We start from the raw sequence: 23,154 nt of genomic DNA on the forward strand, positions 1-23,154 counted from the left end.
CTTATTTTGCTTCGTGATTATTAGATAATTGCAAAATAAAATAAGGCAATATGTAAACTAAATTTTACGTATTAAGCTTTTAAAAAGAACGATAAAACACAAGTTATAGTTTAACACGCAAACGGTGAAGCTATGGAATTAAAACCGATAGATAGAAGAACTAACCTTAGCAGGGAAGAATTTATAGAAAGCTATTTGAAACCAAAGAAACCTGTAATTTTTACAGATCTTATAAAGGACTGGCCAGCAAGAGATAAGTGGACATTTGAATGGCTAAGGAAAACACATGGTCAAATAGATGTTCCTTTGATAGACAAACATTATCATGATCCTGATAAATATTTCAAAATCGCTAAAACGATGAAGTTTGGTGATTACCTGGATCTGGTAGAAAGCAATGAGCCGATAGATCTTAGAATCTTCCTGTTCGATATCTTTAAAAAAGTACCTGAACTGGCGAATGATATTCAATATCCTACGATTATGGATGGATTCATCAAGAGCTATAAGTTTATGTTTTTTGGAGGTAAAGATTCCATAACAAATCTTCATTATGATATGGACTGTTCAAATGTCTTTTTGACACAGTTTCAAACGCGTAAAAAAATAATTCTTTTTGGGCCGGAGCAGAGTAAAAAGCTATATCACCACCCATACACGGTGATGAGTCATTTTGATCCGGAAAACCCTGATTTTGATAAATTCCCGGCTGCTCAGAATCTAACAGGTTATGAGGCCACTTTTGGGCACGGTGAAACTGCCTTTATTCCATCATTATGGTGGCATCATATCAGGTATGTAGATGGAGGTTATAGTTTAGCCCTTAGAGCAAATGACTCTATCTTTACTTTTGTGAAAGGTGGATACAATTTGGTGCGTCATCAATTGGTAGATAGGGGCATGACCAAGATGCTTGGGGCCAAGTGGAAAGACTGGAAAGAAACCAAGGCTGCCGAACGTGCAATCGATTTAGTTTAGACTCACTCTGAACTAGTTTAATGCGTGATGCTGAGCTCTTTTCATTGAAAAAGAATTAGTAAATTGCTGATGCAAAACTGAATCTTTTTTGAAGAATACCTCCTTAAGTTCCCTTGATAAAATTCTTGGGGAATTTGCTAATATCAACCTGGAAAAATATAACTCTTACGAGGAGGTATTTGAGTATTTTACCAAGGCCGTGGCCGAGGCTCTGAATATTGAACGCGTGAGCGTTTGGTATTATACTACGGAAGCTATTGAGCTCAAGAAGCTTTATTCTTCCTCTAATGATACACATTCCAAAGGTGGATTTATTCTTAAAACAGAGGCACCAAGATACTTTGAGGCTATAGAGTCTGGTTTCCTTTCTATTGAGGTAGAAGATGCTTTGACAGACTTGGTTTTAAGTGATTTCAAAGAGTCTTATCTCATTCCCAATAAAATAGGGGCTCTGCTCGATTTACCTTTACGTCTGGCAGGTCAATTTACCGGAGTATTGTGCTGTGAGCATACCGGTAGTAAACGTGAATGGACCAATGAAGAGGTTAGCTTTACAAGAATGGTAGCCAATACTCTTTGTATGATCATTGGTCAGTATTATCAATTAGAACTACAGAGTAAAATTGAGCATGAAAAGGACCTTCTTCGGCAGGTTTTGGATAATATTCCGGCTGTAGTTTATCTAAAAGATGAGCAGTCTAGACGATTGATTTCGAATAAAAAGGAACAAGAGTTTATAGGTGCGATTTCTGAGGTAGAAGTAATTGGTAAAACAGATGAAGAGCTGGGGTTAGTTGGGCGAGGTTCAGGATGCAGAGAAGAGGACTTAAAAATAATTGATGATTCTCAGCCTATTCTGGGGATTGAGGTTACTCAAGAGAACAAAACTACCGGTGAATTACATAGCCTTTTAGGGTCTAAACTTCCCATAAATTTTTCTGATGGATCAAAAGGTGTTCTTGGTATAGGTGTAGACGTTACAGAGAGAAATAAAATATATGATCAGCTGGTTAAGAATGAAGAGAAGTATCGTTTTATAGCTGAACATACGACTGATGGCATTTTCATTTCTGAAAATGATAAAATAACCTACTATTCACCCTCATTAGAAAAGCTTATCGGTTATACTCAGGCCGAGATGGAGGAGATTTTTATGGGTGATCTTTACCAGCTAATCCACCCTGAAGATAGGGACGAAATCAGGAAACAATTGTGGCCGGCTGTAAAGAGACTAGAGCCGGTAGTAGAATTAATCTACAGGTTTAAGCATAAGGATGGCAAGTACATCTGGCATAAACTTATCATTAACTACTTCTATAACGAGGACGGTTGGGTCTGGAGAAGTGTCATTATTGTCAGAGACATGACAGATGATGTCAACTCTGAAAACCAGCTTCAGGTAATGGAGGAGCGTTTCAGGTTTATTACTGAAAACTCTACTGACGGTATAATCATCGTGGAGGATAAGGAAATGGTTTATTATTCTCCCGCCTGTGAAAGAATCCTGGGTTACAGCTTTCAGGAAATTAAAGAGATGACCCTGAAGGAACACATGGCGGTGATACACCCGGATGACAGAGCCGATATTAAGGAGACCCTACTCTCCGGAAGGCTGGAGAAAGAAAATGTTATTCATCTAAGGCATCGTTCTTTGCTTAAGTCTGGAGGGTATATCTGGCAAGACAGTATCATTCATTATTTCTATGATGAGTCAGGAAGCGTTTGGAGAATGATGATAATTCTTCGTGATGTAACGGAGAGTATCAGATCGGAGCAGAGGATAAGAGCTAGTGAAGAGATGTTAAGTAATATCTTAAACTCGCTTGACGAAATTGTATGGGCTCTGTCATATCCAGACTTTAAGCCGATGTTTATCTCTAATTCATTTGAAGATATCTATGGATACCCTGTAGAAGTCTGGTATGAAGATTACAGAATTTGGGCAATGGCTCTCCACCCTGATGATAAGCATATTGAAGAATGGATAAATCAGGAGATACAAACAAAAGGATTCGCCAAAGGTGAATTCAGGATGATAGATAGCGGGGGGGAAGAGAAATGGCTTTCTGTACAAGTCAAATTGGTGACCAACGAGCTGGATGGTTCTTCAATGATTCTTGGCTCAAACGTGGACATCACTTACAGGAAAATGGCTGAAAACGAGCTGATGAAAAGTGAGAAGAGCGTTAGAGATATTCTTGATTCTCTTGATGAGGCTGTTTGGGCCTTAAAACTTCCTGAGTTTAAGCCGCTTTTCGTCAGTAAGTCTTTTGAGAATCTTTACGGGTTCTCATTTGAGGAATGGGAGGAGGATAATTATATCTGGGAAAGCATAGTCCATGAAGAGGACTCATGGGTTGTACCTTACTATAAACCAGACTGGACATCTGGAAGGCCCGTTAACGCAACCGTGAGAATCAAAGGTAAGGAGGGGGATGTGAAGTGGGTTGAGAATTTAGTGAAAACGGCTTTTGATCATGAGGGGAATCCGTACCTACTTCTGGGTATTGGTCTGGATAGAACAGAAAAAGTAGAAGCTGAAGAAAAACTCAATAAGATTAACCAACGTGTGGTGAAGGCCGAAAAGGCCAGAGCCGATCTGGAGCTACGTACGCTGCAGATGCAGATGAACCCCCACTTTATATTCAATGCTTTGAACTCAATTCAAAGTTTCATTTTAAAGAATGATATCATTGCCACGAATGACTATATGAGCAAATTCGCGAGTTTGATTCGTTCATTTCTTGATTCTTCAAGGAATATGAAAGTGAGCTTACGTGAAGAGGTAAGGCTCTTGAAGCTTTATATTGAGATGGAACGAATGCGTTTTGAGGACAAATTCGACTACAAAATAGAAGTGGAATCTGATGTCGATATGATGATTGAGATTCCGGGAATGATGCTGCAACCTTTCGTGGAAAACGCCATAAATCATGGTCTGCGTTATAAAGAAAACAAGGGCTTTCTCAAGGTACACTTTATGTTAGATAGAGGTAAGCTCTGCTGTACAGTGCAAGATGATGGCGTGGGTAGAGAGAAGTCAAACAGTATTCGAAGCAAGGTGAATAAGGGATATGTTTCTCAAGGTTTAAAGATCACCAAAGAGAGGTTAGATATTTATAATGTTTTGAACAGAACGCAATTAGATTTCAAAATAGAAGATCTAAACCCAGGGGCTGAAGATGCTGGTACCAAGGTTATGATTCATTTCCCACTATAAAATGACAAATAGGAGAAATAGGTTGAAAAATCTTCTGGTGACTTTGTTATTCATATGTGTTGCCTCTGACACTATTTCTCAATTAACCACTTCAAGGTTCAGTCTCAGCCCGCATTTTGGTTTAGGAATGCGTTCACCTGGTATTCAAACTGTTCAAAATGGTAGTGAAAGGATGGCGTATCTTTGGAAGTTTTACAACTTCGGAAGAGCTATAGGTGCAAACGGCCAGTCGGTTTTTAGTTTTAACACCACCAATAAAATAAGCTTGGACCTTGAGTATCAATTACTGGATAGGTTTGAGCTTTTCACCAGAATTGAGAGAGTAAATTTACTGACGGCGTATCAGTCTAGTTTGGAATATGAGTTTAAAGGCAACCTAGTAGGGGGCTTTTATGATACATTTACCTACATGAATTATGGACTAGGTTTCAGGGCTCAATTTTATAATTTATACTTCACGCTGGGTGGAGGCCTTCAGCCGACCATATTTAAAAATAGTGACCGGAAAGCTCTAAGGCAAAGCGGGAGTAGCTCTCCTTTTGTAAATACATCGGGTACTGGTTTGGACTTCAACTATACCAAAGAAAATCCTCAGAACTATAATATCATGCTCGGTTTAGGTCAAAACATTGAGCTATTTAATGGACCCGGTAGATTAGAGTTTGGCTTAAATATTAGTCCTAAACGGTTATATAAAGAGACAATTGACTTTTATCGGGAAAGCCAACTCATAGGTACTACTCAGATAAGCCATACCTCAAACGCTTTTTTTGTCAGTCTGGCACAGACGTTACCATTTAGACAAGAATATGCTCCTCAGGGAATTGAAGAAGAGTATGTTATCGGTGAAGACAATATTGAACCTGGTGAAACATTGATATTGGAGGCAATCAAGTTTGAACAGTCTAAATCGGATTTAACTGAGCCTTCAAAAGAAGCCTTGCACGAGGTTTATGCCTTTATGCTGGATTATCCTGATGTGGAGGTTTTATTGGCGGGACATACATCAAAAGAAGGTTCAAGAAGAGAGAATATGCGACTCTCTGAAGAGAGAGCTGAGGCTTGTAAAAATTATCTAGTGTCTTTGGGAATAGAGGAGAAACGAATCACTGTCCAAGGATTTGGTCCCCGGAAGCCTATTTCTATTATTCAGGAGCAGAATAGAAGAGTAGAACTCAGTGTTCTCAAATAAAAAACGGGAGACTAAAGCCTCCCGTTTCAATTATCTTCTAGATACTTTTAAACATCACAGATTCTAACGCAGCGTTCCAGAGAAGCCAGCATTCCAGCTTTATCTGTGGGCGTTGGAATAAACTCTTGACCCAGGAAGCCCTTGTATCCTGAATCTATCAAGGCCTGAATTACGGCAGGGTAATAGATCTCTTGAGTTTCGTCAATTTCCTTTCTACCCGGCATTCCGCCAGTATGGTAATGGCTGATGTACTTACCATACTTTCTGATATTTCTGATATGGTCTCCATGCATACTTTGCATATGGAAAATGTCATACAGTAATTTGAAATAATCTGAATTAACCATTTCACAAAGTGACACACCCCAATCTATATGATCACACATATAATCTCTGTGGCTGTCTCTTGAGCTCAGCAGTTCCATTGAAAGAATAACATCGTACTTCTCACAAGTAGGAATAATTCTTCTAATTACCTCTGCACAGTTCATCATTCCCACGTAATCATTCATTCCGTTTCTGTTACCAGAGAAACAAATGAGCTGTGTAATACCATGCTCTGCTGCCTTTGGTATCAGTTCCTCATAGAATTCTACCAGAGTGTCATGATTCTTTGTGTTTGCAAAGAAATTTGTGAGTCCTGTTCCTTTAGGCCAATCCCCCCAGCCGATAGCGGAGGTCATGCCATGTTTCTGAAGTATCGGCCATTCTTCTGGTCCGGTCAATTCTATTGACTGTAAACCAATCTTTTTGGCTTCAATAACTAACTCTTCAAATTCGATAGTTCTGTAACACCATCTACATGCCGAGTGTTTGATATTGTTTTTTAATTCAGATTTTGGAGTCAAGGCCTCTTTGGCCATAGCACTGGCAGAAACTGATCCTGCAGCAGCTACAGTGCCTAAGGCTTTTAACGCATTTCTTCTGGAAGTATTCGCTTTCATTTCGTTAGGGTATATTTCTTGATTATTTCAGGCTGTTAATATACGATGCAATTTTCAAAGCATCATCCTTTGGTACGTGTGGCATTGGTGCCATTGGCGTGGCATAATCCGGCCAGTTTTGCGGCCGTGGATTATAAATTAAATCAACAATTTTCTCGTTGCTGTATTTACGCTTTGCAATGTCCTTAAAAGCTGGACCTACTACCTTCTTATTTTCATTATGGCAAGCCAGACAAGTATGCTTTCTAAGCAAAGGTTTTACATCATCAAAACTCACAGCGGCTGCCTTGGCACCACCAGGTCCATCAGGCGAAACAACTTTTTTGGCAGTGGCAGATGCAGACTTGGGCTTGTTTTTACCTGAGTCTGTCGTCTTTAATTCGCTTTGGCTAAGCTTCTCACCAGCAGGAATTTTATTTAATGTATAATAAACCGTAGGGTGAACCAGCGAATAATAAGTACCAGCAGCTCTTACACCATCCAGATTTAGCTCATGAATAAAGTACTCTCTTAAGCCGTCCAATACAATTCTCAGATGCTTGCCATCGGCAGACAGTTTCACCCCTTTAACCGGTAAGTCTTCTCTGTAAATGGGAGGAGAACCGTAAACCGGGTGGTGCTTATAATTAAAGCTGGATACGCTGTACGAAGCTAAATCTTCAGCAGACTTTCTGTCAACCGGCTGAGTAAATTCAATTTCAAATCCATCTGGTTTGGCTTTAATAGTGAGCATCTCAAAAGGCATTTTGCCATTCCAAACCAATCTTTGAAGACCTTGATTAGCATCACCGGCAGAGCCCCAGCCCCTGTTGGTTTCTCCTACAAATAGAGAACCGTCTTTGGCCCAGTCCATTCGCATTACGCCAGACTGGAAACCACTTCTGAAGTCCCAGGCTGCTCCCTGGTATTCGCCATTGATTTTTTCCAGATAAACTCTCATGATTTTAGATTGACCCTGGTCACCAACAAAAAGCTGATTTACAAAAGGTCCGAAGCTTCCCATAGTTTCATCCTTAATGATTTCGGAGTTAGAAACCCCGAGTACACCATGAGGTAACCAAACTGCCGGAGTTTGCACCGCAGGATATTTCTCTTTCAGCTCCCAAAGCATATCAGGTGTTTCGTTGATCACGTTTTCAGGTTTGATATATGCTCCAGCTTCGTTTCTCACTTTTCTGTTATCTCTTTCAGCAAAAAACTGTTCTTCTGTAATACCAATTGGGGAATCTTCTCCTAGCCAGGCTAAACTAGCCGGGTGGCCCATGAAGGCTCCTTTTTTAACATGCCATATACCTCCTGAACCCATCCAGTCTCCTTGGTTATCTGTATAGAATAATTCACCGTCTACCATTCCGAGACCGGCCGGAGAACGCACACCCGCGGCAAACTCCTCACGAGTTCCATCTTCATTGACCTTAAAAATGGTTCCTCTACCCGGTACGCGAGCTTCTCCTCTCCACCATTCTTCATTCCCGAAGGCTACATTTCCACTGACAAAAAATCCACCACCTGGAATCAGTTTTGGCCCGAAAGAGTATTCGTGGTAATGGCCAGATACAGGCCAAGAGCTCACAGTTTCATAATGGTCAGCTTTACCATCTCCATTGGTGTCTGTGAGTTTTGTAAGCTCACCACGCTGTGCACAGTAAAGTGAGCCGTTGAGGTATTCAAGGCCTAAAACTTCATGTAAACCAGAAGCAAACTTTCTGAAATATGGGCTTCTGCTGGTTGGGTTTTCTACAATGAAAATATCTCCACGTCTGGTAGAAATACCAAGGGAACCGTTTGGTAAGGTACATAGTCCGCCAACCTCTAGTAAAACTCCTTCAGGAACAGGCGGTGTAACTATTTTATAAAAGTCTTCCTCTTTAGGAGACTCTTGGGCCCAAACTCCATAGGAGAATACTGAGCAAAGTAAAATTGATAATATCTTCTTCATTCGATTAATTCTTTTCGTTCAAGTGGCGAGCCACCGATTAAAAAATGATGTTATAGTTTAGTTCGCCACCGGCACCAATGATCAACTCGCTTTTACCGGCATTCTTTCTTTGGCTAACCACCTTCCCACTCATTTTGGGTACTTCTATAAACCAGGCTTTATCATCTATAGCAAAAAGCCCATCATCAATTTTCTCAATTTTAGTACCTACAGCTACACGTGCTGCAAAGCTCTTACGTCCTTCCGTCGTCAGAGTTCTATTTAATTTTTGTTTATCAACGACTACTATTTTATCACTGACCTTCATGCCGTAGATAGAGTATTCAAAAGTCGGGATGTTCTGCTCGTCAAGTTTATATCCCAAAGTTTTGAAGTTGGTGCCAACAGTATCCGCCGGCCATGTGGCTGGTAATACATTGGCTACTGTTACATCATCATTGAAAACAGAAATAGCACCAAGAGGTCTTGAGCTACCGTCTCCGCGATCATTCCACATTGGTGTAGCATTTAGAAAGTCTCCTCGCCAGGCTTGGAATAAAGCACCTTTATCTAAGTCATAAGTGTAGTGAATGTCTGCTGGAGTGCTTACAGAAATAGCATGTACTACTCTCCTTTTCTTGCCGTCTATAACCACATCCATAAAGCTACGCATATGGCCGTAATCTTCATTTAAGATCAAAATAGGGTCAGCTGGCTTATTGCCCAGCATAGAACCTTGAGAATGAAGAGCTTTTGATCTGAAGCCCGGTCCTGATACAAAGACTCCAAGTGTTGGCTTCATCCAGGCGTCGTATTTGGCATTGTATATTTCTATACTGTGCTTGCCTGCTGTAAGCTCAATAGCACCTTGACGCATATCATTTGGCCCCGTGTACTTATTAGCCAAAACTTCTTTGCCATCTATTTTTAGTGTGTTATTGGCAGATGAGTATACTTCAAAAAGGTAATTTCCCGCCGTTGGGGCATTGAAATCTCCTGTAATCGTATAAGCATATTCATTTGGCTGCTTCATAAATTCCCAAGTGAGTTCTTTTAACTCTCCGCTTTCATCAATTGGTAGATTTCGTGGGTCTTTATCAGGATCGTAAGATGAATAGCTAACCTTATAGTTGAGGTTTTCAAGAGAAGCCGCTGGTTTATCGAAATTATTGATCACGATATTTCTGAAAGCCAGAGAACCATGATCTCCTTGAAATCTCAAAGGACCCAGAGCTACCTCTTTCTCGGTCATAGAGCCACGAGTTACACCGGTTAATTCTACATTTTCATGTAGTAACTGCCCATTTAATGTAATAGAAATCATCTTGGCATTTTCAATTTTCTCTCCAGCGGCATTGAACTTAGGAGCCTGAAAAGAGATTTCCATATGCTGCCATAAGCCCGGTGCTTTGCAAGCATTTACTCTTGGTGCAGAGCCTTCGTAGCCTTTTTGACCTTCGGGCATTGACTCATCCCATCTTTGATAAATACCTCCGCAGTCACCATATTTTGGTGTTTTTTTGCCCCAGCTGTCCAGCAATTGAATCTCGTAATTGCCTTGCAGATAAATGCCGGAGTTTGAGCCCTTGGCCATCATAAAGTCAAATGCGATGTCGAGGTCACCATGTGTAAAATCTGAGATCAATTCATAATCACTACCATAGAGACCATGTTCGTGAATATTAACTAAAACGCCTTCTCCTTCAGTAAATGAAAGATGATTGTCTTTAAAGGGGTGAGCTGTAGCTTCACTAACCATTTTCCAGTTTCCGGCAGGATTTTTCCATCCTGATAAGTCTCTGGAAAGTACCTGGGTTTGCGAAGCTGCAATAGCAGGTATCAGGGCTATTAATAAGCCACTGAGCACTTTTTTCATAAGTAATTAATTTAGGTTTTGAAGATTCCGGCAATATGCCATCAGAGATTGCTCAAAACATAGCAACCCCAACTTAGGTTAGTTTAGCGTTTGCCAAATATAAGGACTAATGAATTTTTAGAACGAAGTGATATGCAGGAAGTCGCCCATTTGATGGATGAAATAGATCAATTTGGGGCTTTGAGGGTTCTTTATTGCAGTTTATAGTTCACATAATTCATACACTCTTTGATCACCTGGCTTTCATATACTGTTTCGTCAAATTCATTCTTTAGTCTCTTGAAAAAACTTCTGAATGTTGGCTTTACACTCGTTTCCATTTTTATGCGGTAATGGCTGAGTACGTTTTCATCATAGGTGTCAGGTTTGCCATTGGTATAGGCAATGTAGTATTGATTACGTTCGCAAAGTGCTCCCATATAACATATTTGAGCTCCTAATTCTGGTAAAGGGTCTGCGGCCAAGGCCTTCTCAAAGCAGTCTTTGGCAAAAGTGTTTGTGAAATAATCTTCTTCTGTGGGTTGGCCATATTCAATCTCCATACTACTCCATAAACGGTCTGAAAATAGCCATGCATTCCCCCAATAGCTGAAATTATAAGCAGCCAGACCTAATTCATACCATGCTTCGGCATCATTCTCGTTCTTTTCAGCTCGGTTTTGAAATGCAACCACCTTTTCCAGATAGTCCAGAGGTGCTACCAGGTCAATCTGTTCATTACCTCGCGACGCAATGTATTGATTTGGATATGGCTCAAAATGCTCCGCAAAAGCCTTTGAATTAAATGTACTTTCAGGACATTTTTCAAATGCAACTAATGCTTTTTCATAATCATGTTCTCTTATGAGTTTTCTGCCGTATGCCAGATAAAGATTATCCAGGGATATATCAGCCAGCTTTATTAAAGTTTCATCGGCTGTTCCACTTTTTTCTTCAGTGAAGAATTGGATGAGCTTAGCTAGCATTTGGCTGTCTTGTTGATAGATCAGGCCATCTTTGTGGTAGCTGTTCATATATCCTCCGTACTCAGAATCTTCAGCTGCAATGAGTTTGGCTAGCAAGGCCTTCACATTTGATACCGGGAAAACCTCCTTTTTAGGTTTACAAGAACTCAAGAGTCCAGTTTGGGGATTTGCATTGATTTCTGAGTTTGTGTAAAGCTGAGACAGTTCGTTTGCCAAGAACACCAATTGGTTATTATCTCGAAATGATTTGATCTTTTTAAGGTTGGTGGCGATATTCAGTAGTTCTTCTTCTGCCTCCAGACCTTTTGTTTTGAGCAGTATTGCAGCTTTTAAAAATTCTGCCTGCCGCTGTAAAGAGACATTCTCACCTGAAACTTCATTTAGATGCTTTTCAGCAACCGGATATTGCTCTGCAATAAAATTCAGATACGCCGAAGAAATATGCCAAAACGGTTTATGTTCATCGTTTGACCGTGTTATTTGTTCTTCCGCAAAAAACAGAAGTTCAGAAAAATAGGAGAGTGCTTCTTGTTTCCTTAAAGCTACTTTTGAAGAGTCTATGCGGTAACTAAGGTCATAAATGTCCATTTCATAGCCATATAGACCAGCGTTTTTATCAGCGTAAAAACCAACTTCGTTCTTGTTGATTTCACGCCCCATAATAAGTGGAAGCAACTGATGATTTGGATTTATGCCGACTATTTTTTCCATCAGAGAAAGTCCGTCTTGATAGGGCTGGATAGCTTGAAGAGCATAGACGGCTGCCTTTTCATCTTGGGTTTCTGAAAGCTCTATGGCCTGATTGAAATTCTCTAGACTGAGCCTTCTGACACTTAGATCGGCATGGTTTCTTCTGGTGGGTGATTTTTCAAAAACATTGGCAAAGGCCAGAACAGCTTTAGCGGTATCTCCCATGTGGAGGTAAGCACCGGCCAGCCTGGCGTCTATCCATTCAGAAATAAATGTTTTAGTTCTATACTCACCATTCAGCGTATTATAATCATCAATAAGTCCTACGTAGTCATTGAGCTTTGCGTCAATTTTCATGGCCTGCAAAGTGTAACGCTCTTTGATAAAGTCAGATTTAGTAGAAATGATATTCATCAAAACGTAATCTCTAAGGTCAGCCAGCATCTGATCATTCACCATTGGGGCTGGTTCCCAATTGCTGCTGAATTTTTGTGTCTCTTTGTCTATGTCCTGTGCTATGAGGACGTAATCGGCAGCATCTTTAAAACCGAAAGAACGCAGTTTGTTCGCCAGTTTCAGACCAGTGCCGTTAGAGTACAAACCTTCTTTGAATTCTTCTTTTGAGATTTTTTGCTCTGCAAATTGAAACCAGCTTTCCAGGTTTAAGCTATCTGCCAATGTTTGACTATCAGGGTTTTCATTGCCGAAGTGAAGGTAGTCATTGGTGTAGAAGTAATAATCTGTGGCTTGAGGTCTCTCAGCAGTTATAGGATTGAAAACGGAGAAATATTCTTCAAAATCTGCTGGGCTCGGGCCACAAGCGAAAGAAAATAAAATTAACCAGGCCGCTATTCTTTTCAGTCTTAACTTTTTCATGGTGATGCTGTGTCAATGGCACAGTCAAAAGTACGGAATATCAATAGAGGAGTTCTATAAATTCTTTTTTGCGGTATAAGCTTAAAGGTCCTTCGTCTAAATGATAAAATATCAAGTCGAGATCTTCATTTTGGATTCGTTGTAATACGGCTCTGTTGACTAGATTAAGCTCTCTAAATTCTACATTCTCAAATCTGAAAATATCCCCTTTCCTAAAGCTTTTATTCAGGTATTGGCCATTTTCCTGACATACATAAGTGCTGGCATTTTTAGCTATTTTCAGATCGATCTCTTCCGAAATATCCTCGAGATCTTTGTTTTTGATGAATGTAAAAAGCTTATTCTGGCGGTAAACCAACGCCTGCTGATAAATAGGCAAGGCCAGATCCATAGGTAATGGATACTCCGGTATCCGTGATAAATATTGATCTATGATTAGTGGATCAAAAAGAGAGTTCTCTGTCTGAGGATTTGTCCAGTCCCCCACATTATAGAGCATGAGAGCGGTCCTGTCTACCGGAGGAACTCCGGTCTGCTCTCTAAATTTCACTTGGTGGAGGCGTAAAGTGCTGCTCAATTCAATTTCCGGATCAAGGGTTTTGTCCAGTGTCCGAAGATATTGGAAGTAAGCGTCTTTGGTGCTTTTTGACCAATCGCAGTCAAGCTGCAATGCCTCTATGTCGATATCGTTTTGCTTTGCAATTTGAGTTACCTTCTCGGCGGTTTGCATTGCAAGATTATCGATTTCTTCAGTTTTAAGGTTTTTAAGACTTCTATTGGTAAGGTAAACTACCGGAATGACAGTATATCTCGGTCTTTGTTTAAAACGGATAACACTTTTGGGCTGAGGGAACTGGTCGTCCTTCTTGTCGATATCAAAAAACCGAATGTACTGTTTACAAATGCCAAGTTCATCTAGTTTTTGTAGGCTGGTGCTATCCGGGTTATAGGTGGATTTCCAATGATATATGGCTCCCGTTTTTGACTTTACCTCATACGGACGTTCTTTGCACGAAAGCAAGGCGATAAAGCAAAGAAAAGTCAACAATCTGAGGTTCATGAAATCAAAGTAAAAGCTTTTTCTGAAATTTGCGAATCGACATACACGTTAAGGACATACTGTCTGAGTAAAGGGGCTTTTCCCCTGACGAATGAATGAATACATATTTTAAGCTATTATCTTTTGCCGGAAGGCTACGAAATTTCGTCATACCGTTTTTGATTACTTCCGCTATATCTGCAACGGCCGGGGTACTGAATTTGGTATTGATAAAACCGATGCTGGATGTTCTTTTTGGTCAGGTAGGCCCGGAGGCCATCAGTGAAATGACGCAGAAACCGACCGGAATTAACCCAATTGAATGGTTCAACTATTACTTCGTAGGATATTACACTGACGGAGGCAAGTTTGCCGCTTTGCAGTTTGTCTGTGCTTTTCTGATCATTGGCATCTTTACCACTAACCTGTTTAGATACTTAAGTAATAGACTCCTTGAAGGCTTTAAGGTCAATATGGTAGCCAATTTAAGGCAGGCTATTTTTGATAAATCGCTGAATCTTCATTTGGGCTTTTTCGGGAATGAACGCAAGGGCAATTTGATTTCTAGAATTACTACAGACGTACAGGAGGTAGAAAACAGTATTGGGAATACGTTTTCGGCAGGAATAAAAGAATTACTGCTGCTTGTGGGTTATTTAGTGGCCTTGTTTTACCTATCGGTAAAATTGACACTTTTTGCATTGATCGTCATACCGATTACGGGTGGGTTTCTTGGGTTTATTGTCAAACGTCTACGCCAAGATGCTGGCAAAGGTCAAAACAGGCTGGCAAACCTGATTTCTGTAATGGATGAGGTATATGGCGGTATGAGAGTCGTGAAGGCTTTTGTGGCAGAAGGTTTTGTTGGTAGTAGATTTAAAGATGAAAACCAAGGATATAAAAGGTCGATATTTTCTTATGCCGTGAGAAGGGAATTGGCAAATCCGGTATCGGAGGTCATCGGGGTGACTATGGTTGCTTCTCTGTTGCTATTTGGGGGTAGTTTAGTACTAAACGAGCAAGGAGGAATGGAAGCTTCTACCTTTCTTGCTTACATCGCCTTATTTTCTCAGGTGGTGAGGCCAGCCAAAGAGATTGCACAGGCTTTTTCTACTTCGCAAAGAGGTATTGCTGCCGGCGAAAGGATTTTAGAGTTAATGGACCTCAAGACAGAGATCGCTGATGCCGAGGGTGCTATCACCATTGATTCGTTCAAGAGTTCTTTAAATTTCGAGAATGTCAATTTTGAGTATGAGCAGGGCTTACCTGTTCTAAAGGATATTAATTTTGAAGTAGCCAAGGGCAAGACTATTGCCTTGGTAGGCCCATCAGGAGGAGGGAAGTCTACATTGGCAGATCTTGTCCCAAGATTTTATGATCCTACTTCAGGTGAAATCACCATAGACGGAGTTAGCTTAAAAAGTGTTTCTCAAAAGTCGCTGCGTAAGCTAATGGGAATAGTGACTCAGGAGGCCATACTGTTCAATGACAGCATTTTCAATAATATCACTTTTGGTATAGAGGCTACCCAAGCAGAAGTAGAGAGAGCGGCCAAAATAGCTAATGCCCATGATTTTATATCTGAAACGTCACGAGGTTACCAAACCGTGATAGGTGATAGAGGAACCAAACTTTCAGGTGGTCAGCGTCAGCGAATCTCCATAGCCCGAGCTATCCTTCAAAACCCGCCTATTCTTATTTTAGATGAGGCTACATCAGCTTTGGATACCGAATCTGAAAGACTGGTTCAAGACGCACTCACACATCTCATGGAGAACAGAACGACCTTGGTGATAGCCCATCGCCTCAGCACCATTCAGGCAGCAGATGAAATCCTGGTGATTCAGGACGGCAAGATTATAGAACGCGGAAATCACGCAGAACTTTTAGAAAGTGAAAAAGGCGTTTACAGGAAGCTGGTAGAGCTGCAGGAGGTGTAACTATTTTGTACTGTTAAATGCCGCATTCATAATCCTTTCAAGATTTGCAGGGTTTTCAAGCATCTTTGGTAGAAGGGATTTTATAATTTCATTTTGAGAGTTCTCTTTTGGGGCATTCAATAATACCTTGAAATTTTCGTCTTGTTTATCGATTAGCTTTCCAATTTGATCTTTTACATCTCTTCTTGTTTCGTCAGAGTTAGAATGGATTTGAATTACTTTGGCTTTTATTTCGTCGAGCAACTTTTCAGTATCTGTTTTAGTTCTTTTGGCTTCTTCAAGCTGACTTTTGGAGATGAATCCTTGCCATAAAGCTACCAAAAGTGCAAGAAAGGATACAACAAGCGGGGTAAGGGTTATTAGATCCACGGAATAAAATTTTGTTTACTTATTGAACTAATTTCAGTAGAAAAATCTAATAACTTTCATTTTGCATAAAAATAAAATGCAAAATACATAGACGTAATCTTCAAATTACATAAGAGATATAGTATTGAAGTTGAGGATTAATACCTCCAAGTCACCACTCTACTCACCTTATTACCCAAAAGCATATTGATGGTTTTGATGTCTTTTACGCCTACTTTTTTGAGAGTTTTGTAGAGATCTTTAAGGTTCTCTTTTTTGGAGACTAAGGTAGAAAACCACAATACCTGGTCTTTGAAGAATTTGCTTTGAAAAGCGATATCATTGATAAACTTCTTTTCTCCTCCACTACGCCAGAGTTCATGGTTTCGACCTGCAAAGTTTCTTCCCTTTGATTTTAGACCGAGGTTTGTAACTTTTTTTGAGCTCTCAAGCTCCACTTCCTTTGCAGATTCATAAAATGGCGGGTTACAAAAGGTCAGATGGTAATACTCCTCTTCTTGAATTATTCCTCTGAATATATCCCTTGAATTTTCCTGATAACGTATTTCTATTTTACCCTTTAATAGATCATTTTTTGAAATAATTTCTCGGGCATTTTTTACAGCCTTCTTGTCGATATCACTCGCCACAAATTTCCACCCATACTCCTGAGAACCGAGGATAGGGTAGATACAGTTGGCTCCGGTGCCGATATCCAGGCAGTTGATAATATGTTTATTTTTAGTATTTAATGATTCATTGACAACATCAGCCATGTGGTGAATGTAATCCACTCTGCCGGGAATTGGCGGACATAAATAACCTTCAGGGATATCCCAAAAATCGATGTGGTAGTCTTTTTTGAGAAGGGCCTTGTTCAGCAATTTTACCGAAACAGGGTTTGAAAAATCTATTGTCTTTCTCCCATCCGGAGATTGAATAATCTGCGTACCCAATTCTGGAATTGCTTTTTGCAAAGCAATCAAATCATAAGCTCCTTTATGTTTGTTTTTTGGGTGCATTGGCCGAAAATTACGCATAAAAAAACACCTGACCATTTGAGCAGGTGTTTCTCTATTTTTTTGAGAAGGATTACATTTTCTCCAAAAGACCTTTGTTTAGTCTTACATAGTCCATGTTTCCCGCTTTCTCAGCTAATTCCATCGAAAGCTTAGCAGCAGCCGTGGCAGCTATTTTATTACCAGACTTGGCCAGAGCTTTAGCTTTTAGGTGCTGTACCCAGTAAGCGGTAGGCTGAGCTTCGGCAGCTTTTGTGGCCCATTCTACAGCCTTATTGATGTCTTTGCCGTTTTCATAATAATAACTGGCAGCAGCAAAATAAGGCTTATTGTCATTGTTCATCACATTGTCAATCTGAGACATGATTTGGCTGTCAATATCTGCTGTAACGGTCATAATTGCTACAGTTTCGTCCCATAGGAAACTGATATCGGCCGAAGTATTGCTCATGTTATCGATCACGATAGTGAAAGTTTCCATTTCCATAGGCATGTTAACCACATTAGCGGAAACTGTGGTTACTACATTCTCATCTTTGAAATTGAAAACGCTTGTACCTTCCGTACAAAGCATCACATCCCAACTTTCTTTACCTGGAACAGTGATAATAGAATATGTCCCTGCTTTTACGTCTTTGCCTTGAAGTTTAACGTCCTGACCAAACTTGATCGTTGTGGCTCCGTTTGCTCCTGTTCTCCATTTTTCACCGAATGGTACCAGGCTGCCAAAAATGTCACGGCCTTTCATAGAAGGGCGAGAATAGTTGATCTCAATGCTTGAAAGGGCAAAGTCTTGCTTGATAGTTTGTGAAGGACTCGGGGCCGGCGTTTTCAGGTTTTGAGCATTAAGCTGTACACTGAATAAAACGGCCAGGCCGAAAAGTAATTTTTTCATTTTTCTGATAAGGTTTATTATTCTATCAAAGATAGACAAAAGTATAGGGGGGCAATGCTGCATGCCGCATCAAAAAAATGTTAATCTTCCTCTACTTTTTCAAAAACCAGAAAAGTGCCTCCGTCTCTCGGATGACTATCTGCTTTCTTAAATTGACCAATTTGGAGCTCATTGCCCTCAATTCTGAAGTCAGTGGCATTGCCGAGGTAGTCAAAGAAGCGAGTTTCGCAATTCATTAATTCCGGAGGGCCTGCCATCTTGGTACTTCCATGAGGGCCAATTTCCAGTTTTCCAATATTTGTTTCTGCGTCAAAAGAAATGATATCCAAGGTTCCGAAATAGGAGTTAACGGCCGATTTGCCAGATACTCGGTATTGGTCATTTTCTACCTCAATAGACAATGTCAGCGGGTTATGTTTTTCCACCTCCCAGCCGCAAGGAGTATCATAGGCATCGCTAAGGAAAACTTTCTCCAATTGCCATTTGCCTTCGATATTACTTCTGGCGTCTGCTGTCACTTGTTCACAGGATTGAATTTGGCTTAAAAGAATTAGGCCTGAAATCCACAAAAGTTTACTAATCATAAATTGTGTTTTGTTCTACTCTATAAATGCGTAGTCAGGGTAGAAAGTTGTATTTGAGTTATTGATATCCTGCCGCCTGAAGCTCAAACAGCTCGGCATAAAGCTGAGGATTTGCCATCAGTTCTTCATGAGTTCCTATTTCAGCAACTTTGCCATCTTTCAGCACCAGAATTCTATCGGCCATCCGTACTGTGCTAAAGCGGTGTGAAATGATAACGGCCGTTTTACCTATGGTTAGACTGATGAAACGTTGGAATGCCTCATATTCTGCACGGGCATCAAGAGCTGAGGTGGGTTCGTCAAGGATCAACACCTCTGCATCTTTCATATACGCTCGGGCTAAAGCAATTTTCTGCCATTGACCACCCGAGAGATCAACACCATTTTTGAATCGCCTGCCCAGCTGATGCCCAAGGCCTGCAGGCAATTCATCAATCACCTGATTTGCCAGACTTTTCTCGGCGGCTGTTTCCAGTCTTTCTAAGTTCTCTATCTCATCGATTTTGCCAACGGCAATATTCTCCTTCACGGTCAATTCAAATTTGACAAAGTCCTGAAAAATAACGCCAAAGTATTGCTGATAAGCCGCTCTGTCGAACGATTTGATATTGATATCATCAAGCAAAATCTCACCTTCGTCAGGATCATAAAACCGAAGTAGAAGTTTGATCAAAGTTGTTTTGCCAGCACCGTTTTCTCCCACAAAAGCCATTTTCTCGCCAGCATTAAGCTTAAAATTTATACCTCGTATCACCCATTTTTCAGTATTGGGGTACTTGAAGCCTACATTTTTAAATTCAAAACCACTTTCTGGTTTTAGCGGAAGAGGAGTAACATTTACGTTATTTTCCTCTTCAATCTTCAGGTCAAGAAAATCAAAATAGTCTTGTAGATAAAGTGCACTCTCTGTGATTTGTGTAAACCGAATGAAGAAACCTTGTAAACGGTTTCTAAGCCCTTTGAAAGAGCCAGAAAGGAAAGTTAAATCACCGATAGTGATCAGGCCGGCTACTGTTTGTATCAAGATGAGCACATATGCACCATAGTACGCAGAAGTGCCGATCATATTGAAGAGAATCCCCCAACTGGTTCGTTGAATACTTAGTTTTTTATTGGCGTGATAATATCGATCTGAAAGGTCTTTAAAGCGATCAGAGATATACCCAGCCAGTCCAAAGAGCTTAACTTCTTTTGCGGTAATGTCACTGGCTCCGGCATACCGAAGGTAGTCCAGTTCTCTTCTTTCGGGCGTCCAGCTACGTGCCAGTGAATAGCTGGAGCCGCTGAAGCGGAGTTCGTTTATAAATGTCGGGACGATACTTACCACGAGAAGCACCAATAGCCAAGGCTCAAAAAATACTAACCCGGCTACTAAAGAAATGATGATAATGATGTCTTGAGCCTGGTTAAGCACATTTGACATCAGCCCGATTCTGCGGGTGGTTTGCTGCCGGGCACGTTCTAGTTTATCGTAAAATTCTGAATCCTCTAGCTGTGCAAGATTAAGCTCCGAGGTTTTCTGGATGAGCTCTACCGATGAGGCATTAGCGTATTGGTCACCCAGAAGCCCATCAGTAAGTCCGCTGAGGCGAGTGAGAAGATCTGAAAAGATGGCAAGACCAAACTCAAGACCCAGGTATAGCCATAAATTTTGATAGCTTTTTGTCTCAGCATTCAGCTGGAGTACGGCCTCATCAATAATCATTTTACCCACCCACAGCATGGCCACGGGTAAAAGAGCTGCCAATAATCTACCTACAATATTGGCTAAAAAGAGAGCCGAATTGACCTCCCAAATCTTTTTAAAGAAGCGAGGTATATATGTAAGTGCTGCAAAACTCTCTTTAAAGTTTAGCCGCTCGGGTTTTAAAGACTTTAATGGAGGTGGTGGCATATATTGCCTTTGGCTTATTCGTTTAGTTGATAATTTTTAATTGAATCGTAAAAGTCAGCCATTAAGGCATCTCTGTCAAAATTCTCCCAAATCGTAATTTTTCGAGGGTTTTGAGGTCTTTCAATCCATTCGTTATTGATTAACACAGGAGCAGGGATTTCAGTTTTCTTTCCCCATTCAGGGTTTTTCAATATTGCCACGGCTACCATGTCAAAAAGTGGTCTGGAAGGTGGGGTGCCGTGATAATCAATATACTCAAAGAGGTTAACCGCATAATCACCGAAAGTAGAAAACTCTCCTCCATGTCTACCAGTGATAGACTTGGAGGCTTTTGGGCCAAGGCCTGGCATATTTTTGTTAATCTCGGTTTGATAAGCCTTTACGGCATCTGTACCAGAAGGTTCTCCATACCTCACAGTCACCATTTCAAAAGGTAGTTCTGTATTGAGCAAATAATTCATAGAAATGGTGTCATTGTCTTGATTGTATTCGCCAGGTTCAGGGTAATTAGAGCCTAACCAGACAAGGTTAATATTCTTCACAATTTCTGGATCCTTTGCTACAGCAAGAGCCACATTTGTTAGTTTACCCACGGCAATTAAAGTGTAAGGTCCTTCCTTGGCTTTCTCAATGATATAATTGACGGCCTCTGCACCATCACTTTTTAAAGAGTCTATTGATATTATACTTTCAAAGTCAGCATTTGCCCCACTAATCAAATCGATCTTGTCATTGGCATTATAAAGGGTTAAGATTCTTTCGGCTTCAGCGTAATGATTCTCAATTTCACCGCCACTGCGAGTAGCATTTACTGTTACCCCTTCCAGATTAAAAACATCTGCATTACTAAGCAGGTAAGCTAAAGCATGTTGATCATCCAGTTCGTTATTGGCGTCAGTATCAAAGAAAACTCTAATGCGATCGTCAGATTTTTCAGTTTCAGAGTTGCAGGCAAATAGTAAGATTAATGGAAGTAATAGAGTAACCTTTTTCATGTTTGTTTTTAGATTATTTCAATGGTTGTAATTAAGTTTTTTTTTAAGAAACACATCACTTTTTGTCATAGTGTAATGGGTGTTCTTGTATAAAAATCAATGGGTTTGAGATTTTGATCTTCAATTTAGTGATTTTGGTTGTACCTCACTTTTTATCCTATGGAATTAGGGGTAGATTGAAATCAACTAACCTATTGAAATGAAAAAAATAATCCTTTGCTTTCTACTTATAACCTCATTCACATATGCACAGAAAAGTCCAAATGTCGTTTTTATTCTTGCCGATGATCTGGGATATCATGATCTAGGGTACTCTGGGAGCAAGTATTACGAAACTCCGAATATAGATGCTCTGGCTGGTAGAAGTATGAATTTTGTAAATGGTTATGCTGCCAGCAGAGTTTGCAGCCCTTCAAGGGCGGCAATTATGACAGGTATATCTCCGGCAAGGCTGCAAATAACAGACTGGATCGGTGCTAAGACAGGGGAAGAATGGAGATCTGTAGGAAGGCATAGCAAAATTCTTCCGGCAGAGTACAGTTACCAACTGCCAAAGGAGAGAATAACCCTGGCGGAGGCTTTTCAGAAAGTAGGTTATAAAACCTTTTTTGCAGGAAAATGGCATTTGGGGGATGAGGGATCTTGGCCAGAAGACCACGGTTTCCATATCAATAAAGGTGGTTTTCATGCAGGTAGCCCAATGGGAGGGTATTTTGCTCCATTTGAAAACCCTAACCTGGAAAACCATAAGGAGGGTGAAAATCTTTCGTTGCGTCTGGCCAACGAAACCTGTCAGTTTATTGAGCAAAGTCAAGGTAATCCGTTTTTTGCTTTTCTATCTTTTTATGCTGTGCATGGGCCCATTCAAACCACTGAAGAAAAATGGACAAAGTTCCAGACAAAACTCCCCGAAAATCAGCAGGACAAAGTTGGCTTTAAAATGGAGCGAACTTTGCCCATTCGTAAGTATCAGGATAATCCTGTTTACGCTGGTCTGATAGAGCAAATGGATGATGCTGTGGGTTTGGTTTTAAACAAACTAAAAGAGCTGGGCCTAGATAAAAACACCATTATAGTTTTTACTTCAGATAATGGTGGCGTGGCCTCAGGAGATGCTTTTTCTACCTCAAATTCTCCTCTGAGAGGAGGAAAAGGGTATCAATGGGAAGGTGGAATTAAAGAGCCATATTTGATTTCTGTTCCCGGGTTTACAGAGAAGGGCGTTCAGAATAAAACGCCAGTAACAGGAATGGATTTCTACCCAACATTGCTGGATCTGGTAGGCGTTAAGTCTACTGAAAATTTTGATGGCATTTCTCTCAAGCCATTATTTGAAGGAGATGCCATAGAAGAAAGAAAACTTTACTGGCACTACCCACATTACGGAAATCAAGGAGGAGAACCTTCATCCATCATTCGCGATGGCGACTGGAAATTGATTCATTATTGGGAGGATGGGAGAGATGAGCTTTACAGGCTATCTGAGGATCCTTCTGAGGAGAATGATATAGCCTTACTATTTCCTGATAAAGTAGAGGTGTTGAGTTTAGATCTTCATAATTGGTTAGAAGAAACGAATGCCAAACTTCCTTCTCCAGATCCTCTGTATGATGCAGAAAAGGAGCTAAAGGTTTTGGAATCTTATCGTACTAAGCTTTGGCCTCGGCTGGAAAAAGAACGTAAGGAAATGCTTTCAAAGGACTATAAGCCGAATGCAGATTGGTGGGGGAGTAAGATTACAAGAGATTAGCCCTCAGAATTTAGGAGTTCCGATATCTAAA

16 protein-coding genes are annotated in these 23,154 nt (G+C 40.5%); 5 read left to right on the forward strand and 11 right to left on the reverse strand.

Features of this window, described 5'->3' with window-relative positions; translation table 11 throughout:
* Positions 1–132 precede the first annotated feature (132 nt).
* From ACUXV0_RS14040 to ACUXV0_RS14050, 3 genes are all read left to right on the forward strand, one after another.
* Entirely contained in the window at positions 133–978 is an 846-nt protein-coding gene (locus tag ACUXV0_RS14040; RefSeq protein ID WP_446190192.1) for a cupin-like domain-containing protein, read from the forward strand.
* Between the two features lie 88 nt (positions 979–1,066).
* Positions 1,067–4,198 carry a PAS domain S-box protein gene (locus ACUXV0_RS14045; protein WP_446190193.1) on the forward strand — a complete coding sequence of 1,044 codons (3,132 nt, stop codon included), beginning with the start codon at positions 1,067–1,069 and terminating at the stop codon, positions 4,196–4,198.
* Positions 4,199–4,220: 22 nt separating this feature from the next.
* Positions 4,221–5,390, forward strand: a complete 1,170-nt coding sequence (locus ACUXV0_RS14050) for an OmpA family protein (protein WP_446190194.1) — start codon at positions 4,221–4,223, stop codon at positions 5,388–5,390.
* Positions 5,391–5,437: 47 nt separating this feature from the next.
* Here the strand turns inward: ACUXV0_RS14050 and ACUXV0_RS14055 are convergent, their stop codons facing one another.
* From ACUXV0_RS14055 to ACUXV0_RS14075, 5 genes are all read right to left on the reverse strand, one after another.
* Positions 5,438–6,334 carry a hydroxypyruvate isomerase family protein gene (locus ACUXV0_RS14055; protein ID WP_446190195.1) on the reverse strand — a complete coding sequence of 299 codons (897 nt, stop codon included), beginning with the start codon at positions 6,332–6,334 and terminating at the stop codon, positions 5,438–5,440.
* Positions 6,335–6,356: 22 nt separating this feature from the next.
* A complete protein-coding gene (locus ACUXV0_RS14060; RefSeq protein ID WP_446190196.1) occupies positions 6,357–8,273 on the reverse strand; it encodes a hypothetical protein in 1,917 nt (638 codons plus the stop codon).
* A gap of 37 nt (positions 8,274–8,310) precedes the next feature.
* The gene (locus ACUXV0_RS14065; RefSeq protein ID WP_446190197.1) at positions 8,311–10,128 is read right to left on the reverse strand and encodes a family 16 glycoside hydrolase; all 1,818 of its coding nucleotides are present in this window, start codon (positions 10,126–10,128) and stop codon (positions 8,311–8,313) included.
* 191 nt (positions 10,129–10,319) lie between these two features.
* Complete coding sequence (locus ACUXV0_RS14070; RefSeq protein WP_446190198.1) at positions 10,320–12,659, reverse strand: hypothetical protein; 2,340 nt, start codon at positions 12,657–12,659, stop codon at positions 10,320–10,322.
* Between the two features lie 40 nt (positions 12,660–12,699).
* The gene (locus ACUXV0_RS14075; protein ID WP_446190199.1) at positions 12,700–13,719 is read right to left on the reverse strand and encodes a hypothetical protein; all 1,020 of its coding nucleotides are present in this window, start codon (positions 13,717–13,719) and stop codon (positions 12,700–12,702) included.
* Between the two features lie 95 nt (positions 13,720–13,814).
* On the opposite strand from ACUXV0_RS14075, the gene ACUXV0_RS14080 reads away from it, so the two are divergent.
* Positions 13,815–15,638: an ABC transporter ATP-binding protein gene (locus ACUXV0_RS14080; protein WP_446190200.1), complete on the forward strand. Its 1,824-nt coding sequence runs from the start codon at positions 13,815–13,817 to the stop codon at positions 15,636–15,638.
* Here ACUXV0_RS14080 and ACUXV0_RS14085 read toward each other — a convergent pair whose 3' ends face one another.
* The 6 genes from ACUXV0_RS14085 to ACUXV0_RS14110 all read right to left on the reverse strand — a co-directional run bounded on the left by ACUXV0_RS14085 (position 15,639) and on the right by ACUXV0_RS14110 (position 21,373).
* The gene (locus ACUXV0_RS14085; protein WP_446190201.1) at positions 15,639–16,007 is read right to left on the reverse strand and encodes a hypothetical protein; all 369 of its coding nucleotides are present in this window, start codon (positions 16,005–16,007) and stop codon (positions 15,639–15,641) included.
* 137 nt (positions 16,008–16,144) lie between these two features.
* Positions 16,145–17,008: a 23S rRNA (adenine(1618)-N(6))-methyltransferase RlmF gene (rlmF, locus tag ACUXV0_RS14090; protein ID WP_446190202.1), complete on the reverse strand. Its 864-nt coding sequence runs from the start codon at positions 17,006–17,008 to the stop codon at positions 16,145–16,147.
* Between the two features lie 70 nt (positions 17,009–17,078).
* Complete coding sequence (locus tag ACUXV0_RS14095; protein ID WP_446190203.1) at positions 17,079–17,900, reverse strand: DUF2911 domain-containing protein; 822 nt, start codon at positions 17,898–17,900, stop codon at positions 17,079–17,081.
* A gap of 80 nt (positions 17,901–17,980) precedes the next feature.
* Entirely contained in the window at positions 17,981–18,484 is a 504-nt protein-coding gene (locus ACUXV0_RS14100; protein ID WP_446190204.1) for an META domain-containing protein, read from the reverse strand.
* A 58-nt stretch (positions 18,485–18,542) separates the two neighbouring features.
* The gene (locus ACUXV0_RS14105) at positions 18,543–20,378 is read right to left on the reverse strand and encodes an ABC transporter ATP-binding protein (RefSeq protein WP_446190205.1); all 1,836 of its coding nucleotides are present in this window, start codon (positions 20,376–20,378) and stop codon (positions 18,543–18,545) included.
* Positions 20,379–20,392: 14 nt separating this feature from the next.
* On the reverse strand, positions 20,393–21,373 hold the full coding sequence (locus tag ACUXV0_RS14110) for a nucleoside hydrolase (protein WP_446190206.1): 981 nt from the start codon (positions 21,371–21,373) through the stop codon (positions 20,393–20,395).
* A gap of 199 nt (positions 21,374–21,572) precedes the next feature.
* On the opposite strand from ACUXV0_RS14110, the gene ACUXV0_RS14115 reads away from it, so the two are divergent.
* Positions 21,573–23,123 (forward strand): sulfatase, encoded by a 1,551-nt coding sequence (locus ACUXV0_RS14115; RefSeq protein ID WP_446190207.1) that lies wholly within the window; start codon positions 21,573–21,575, stop codon positions 23,121–23,123.
* Positions 23,124–23,154: the final 31 nt, after the last annotated feature.

This window comes from Jiulongibacter sp. NS-SX5 (assembly GCF_052828545.1).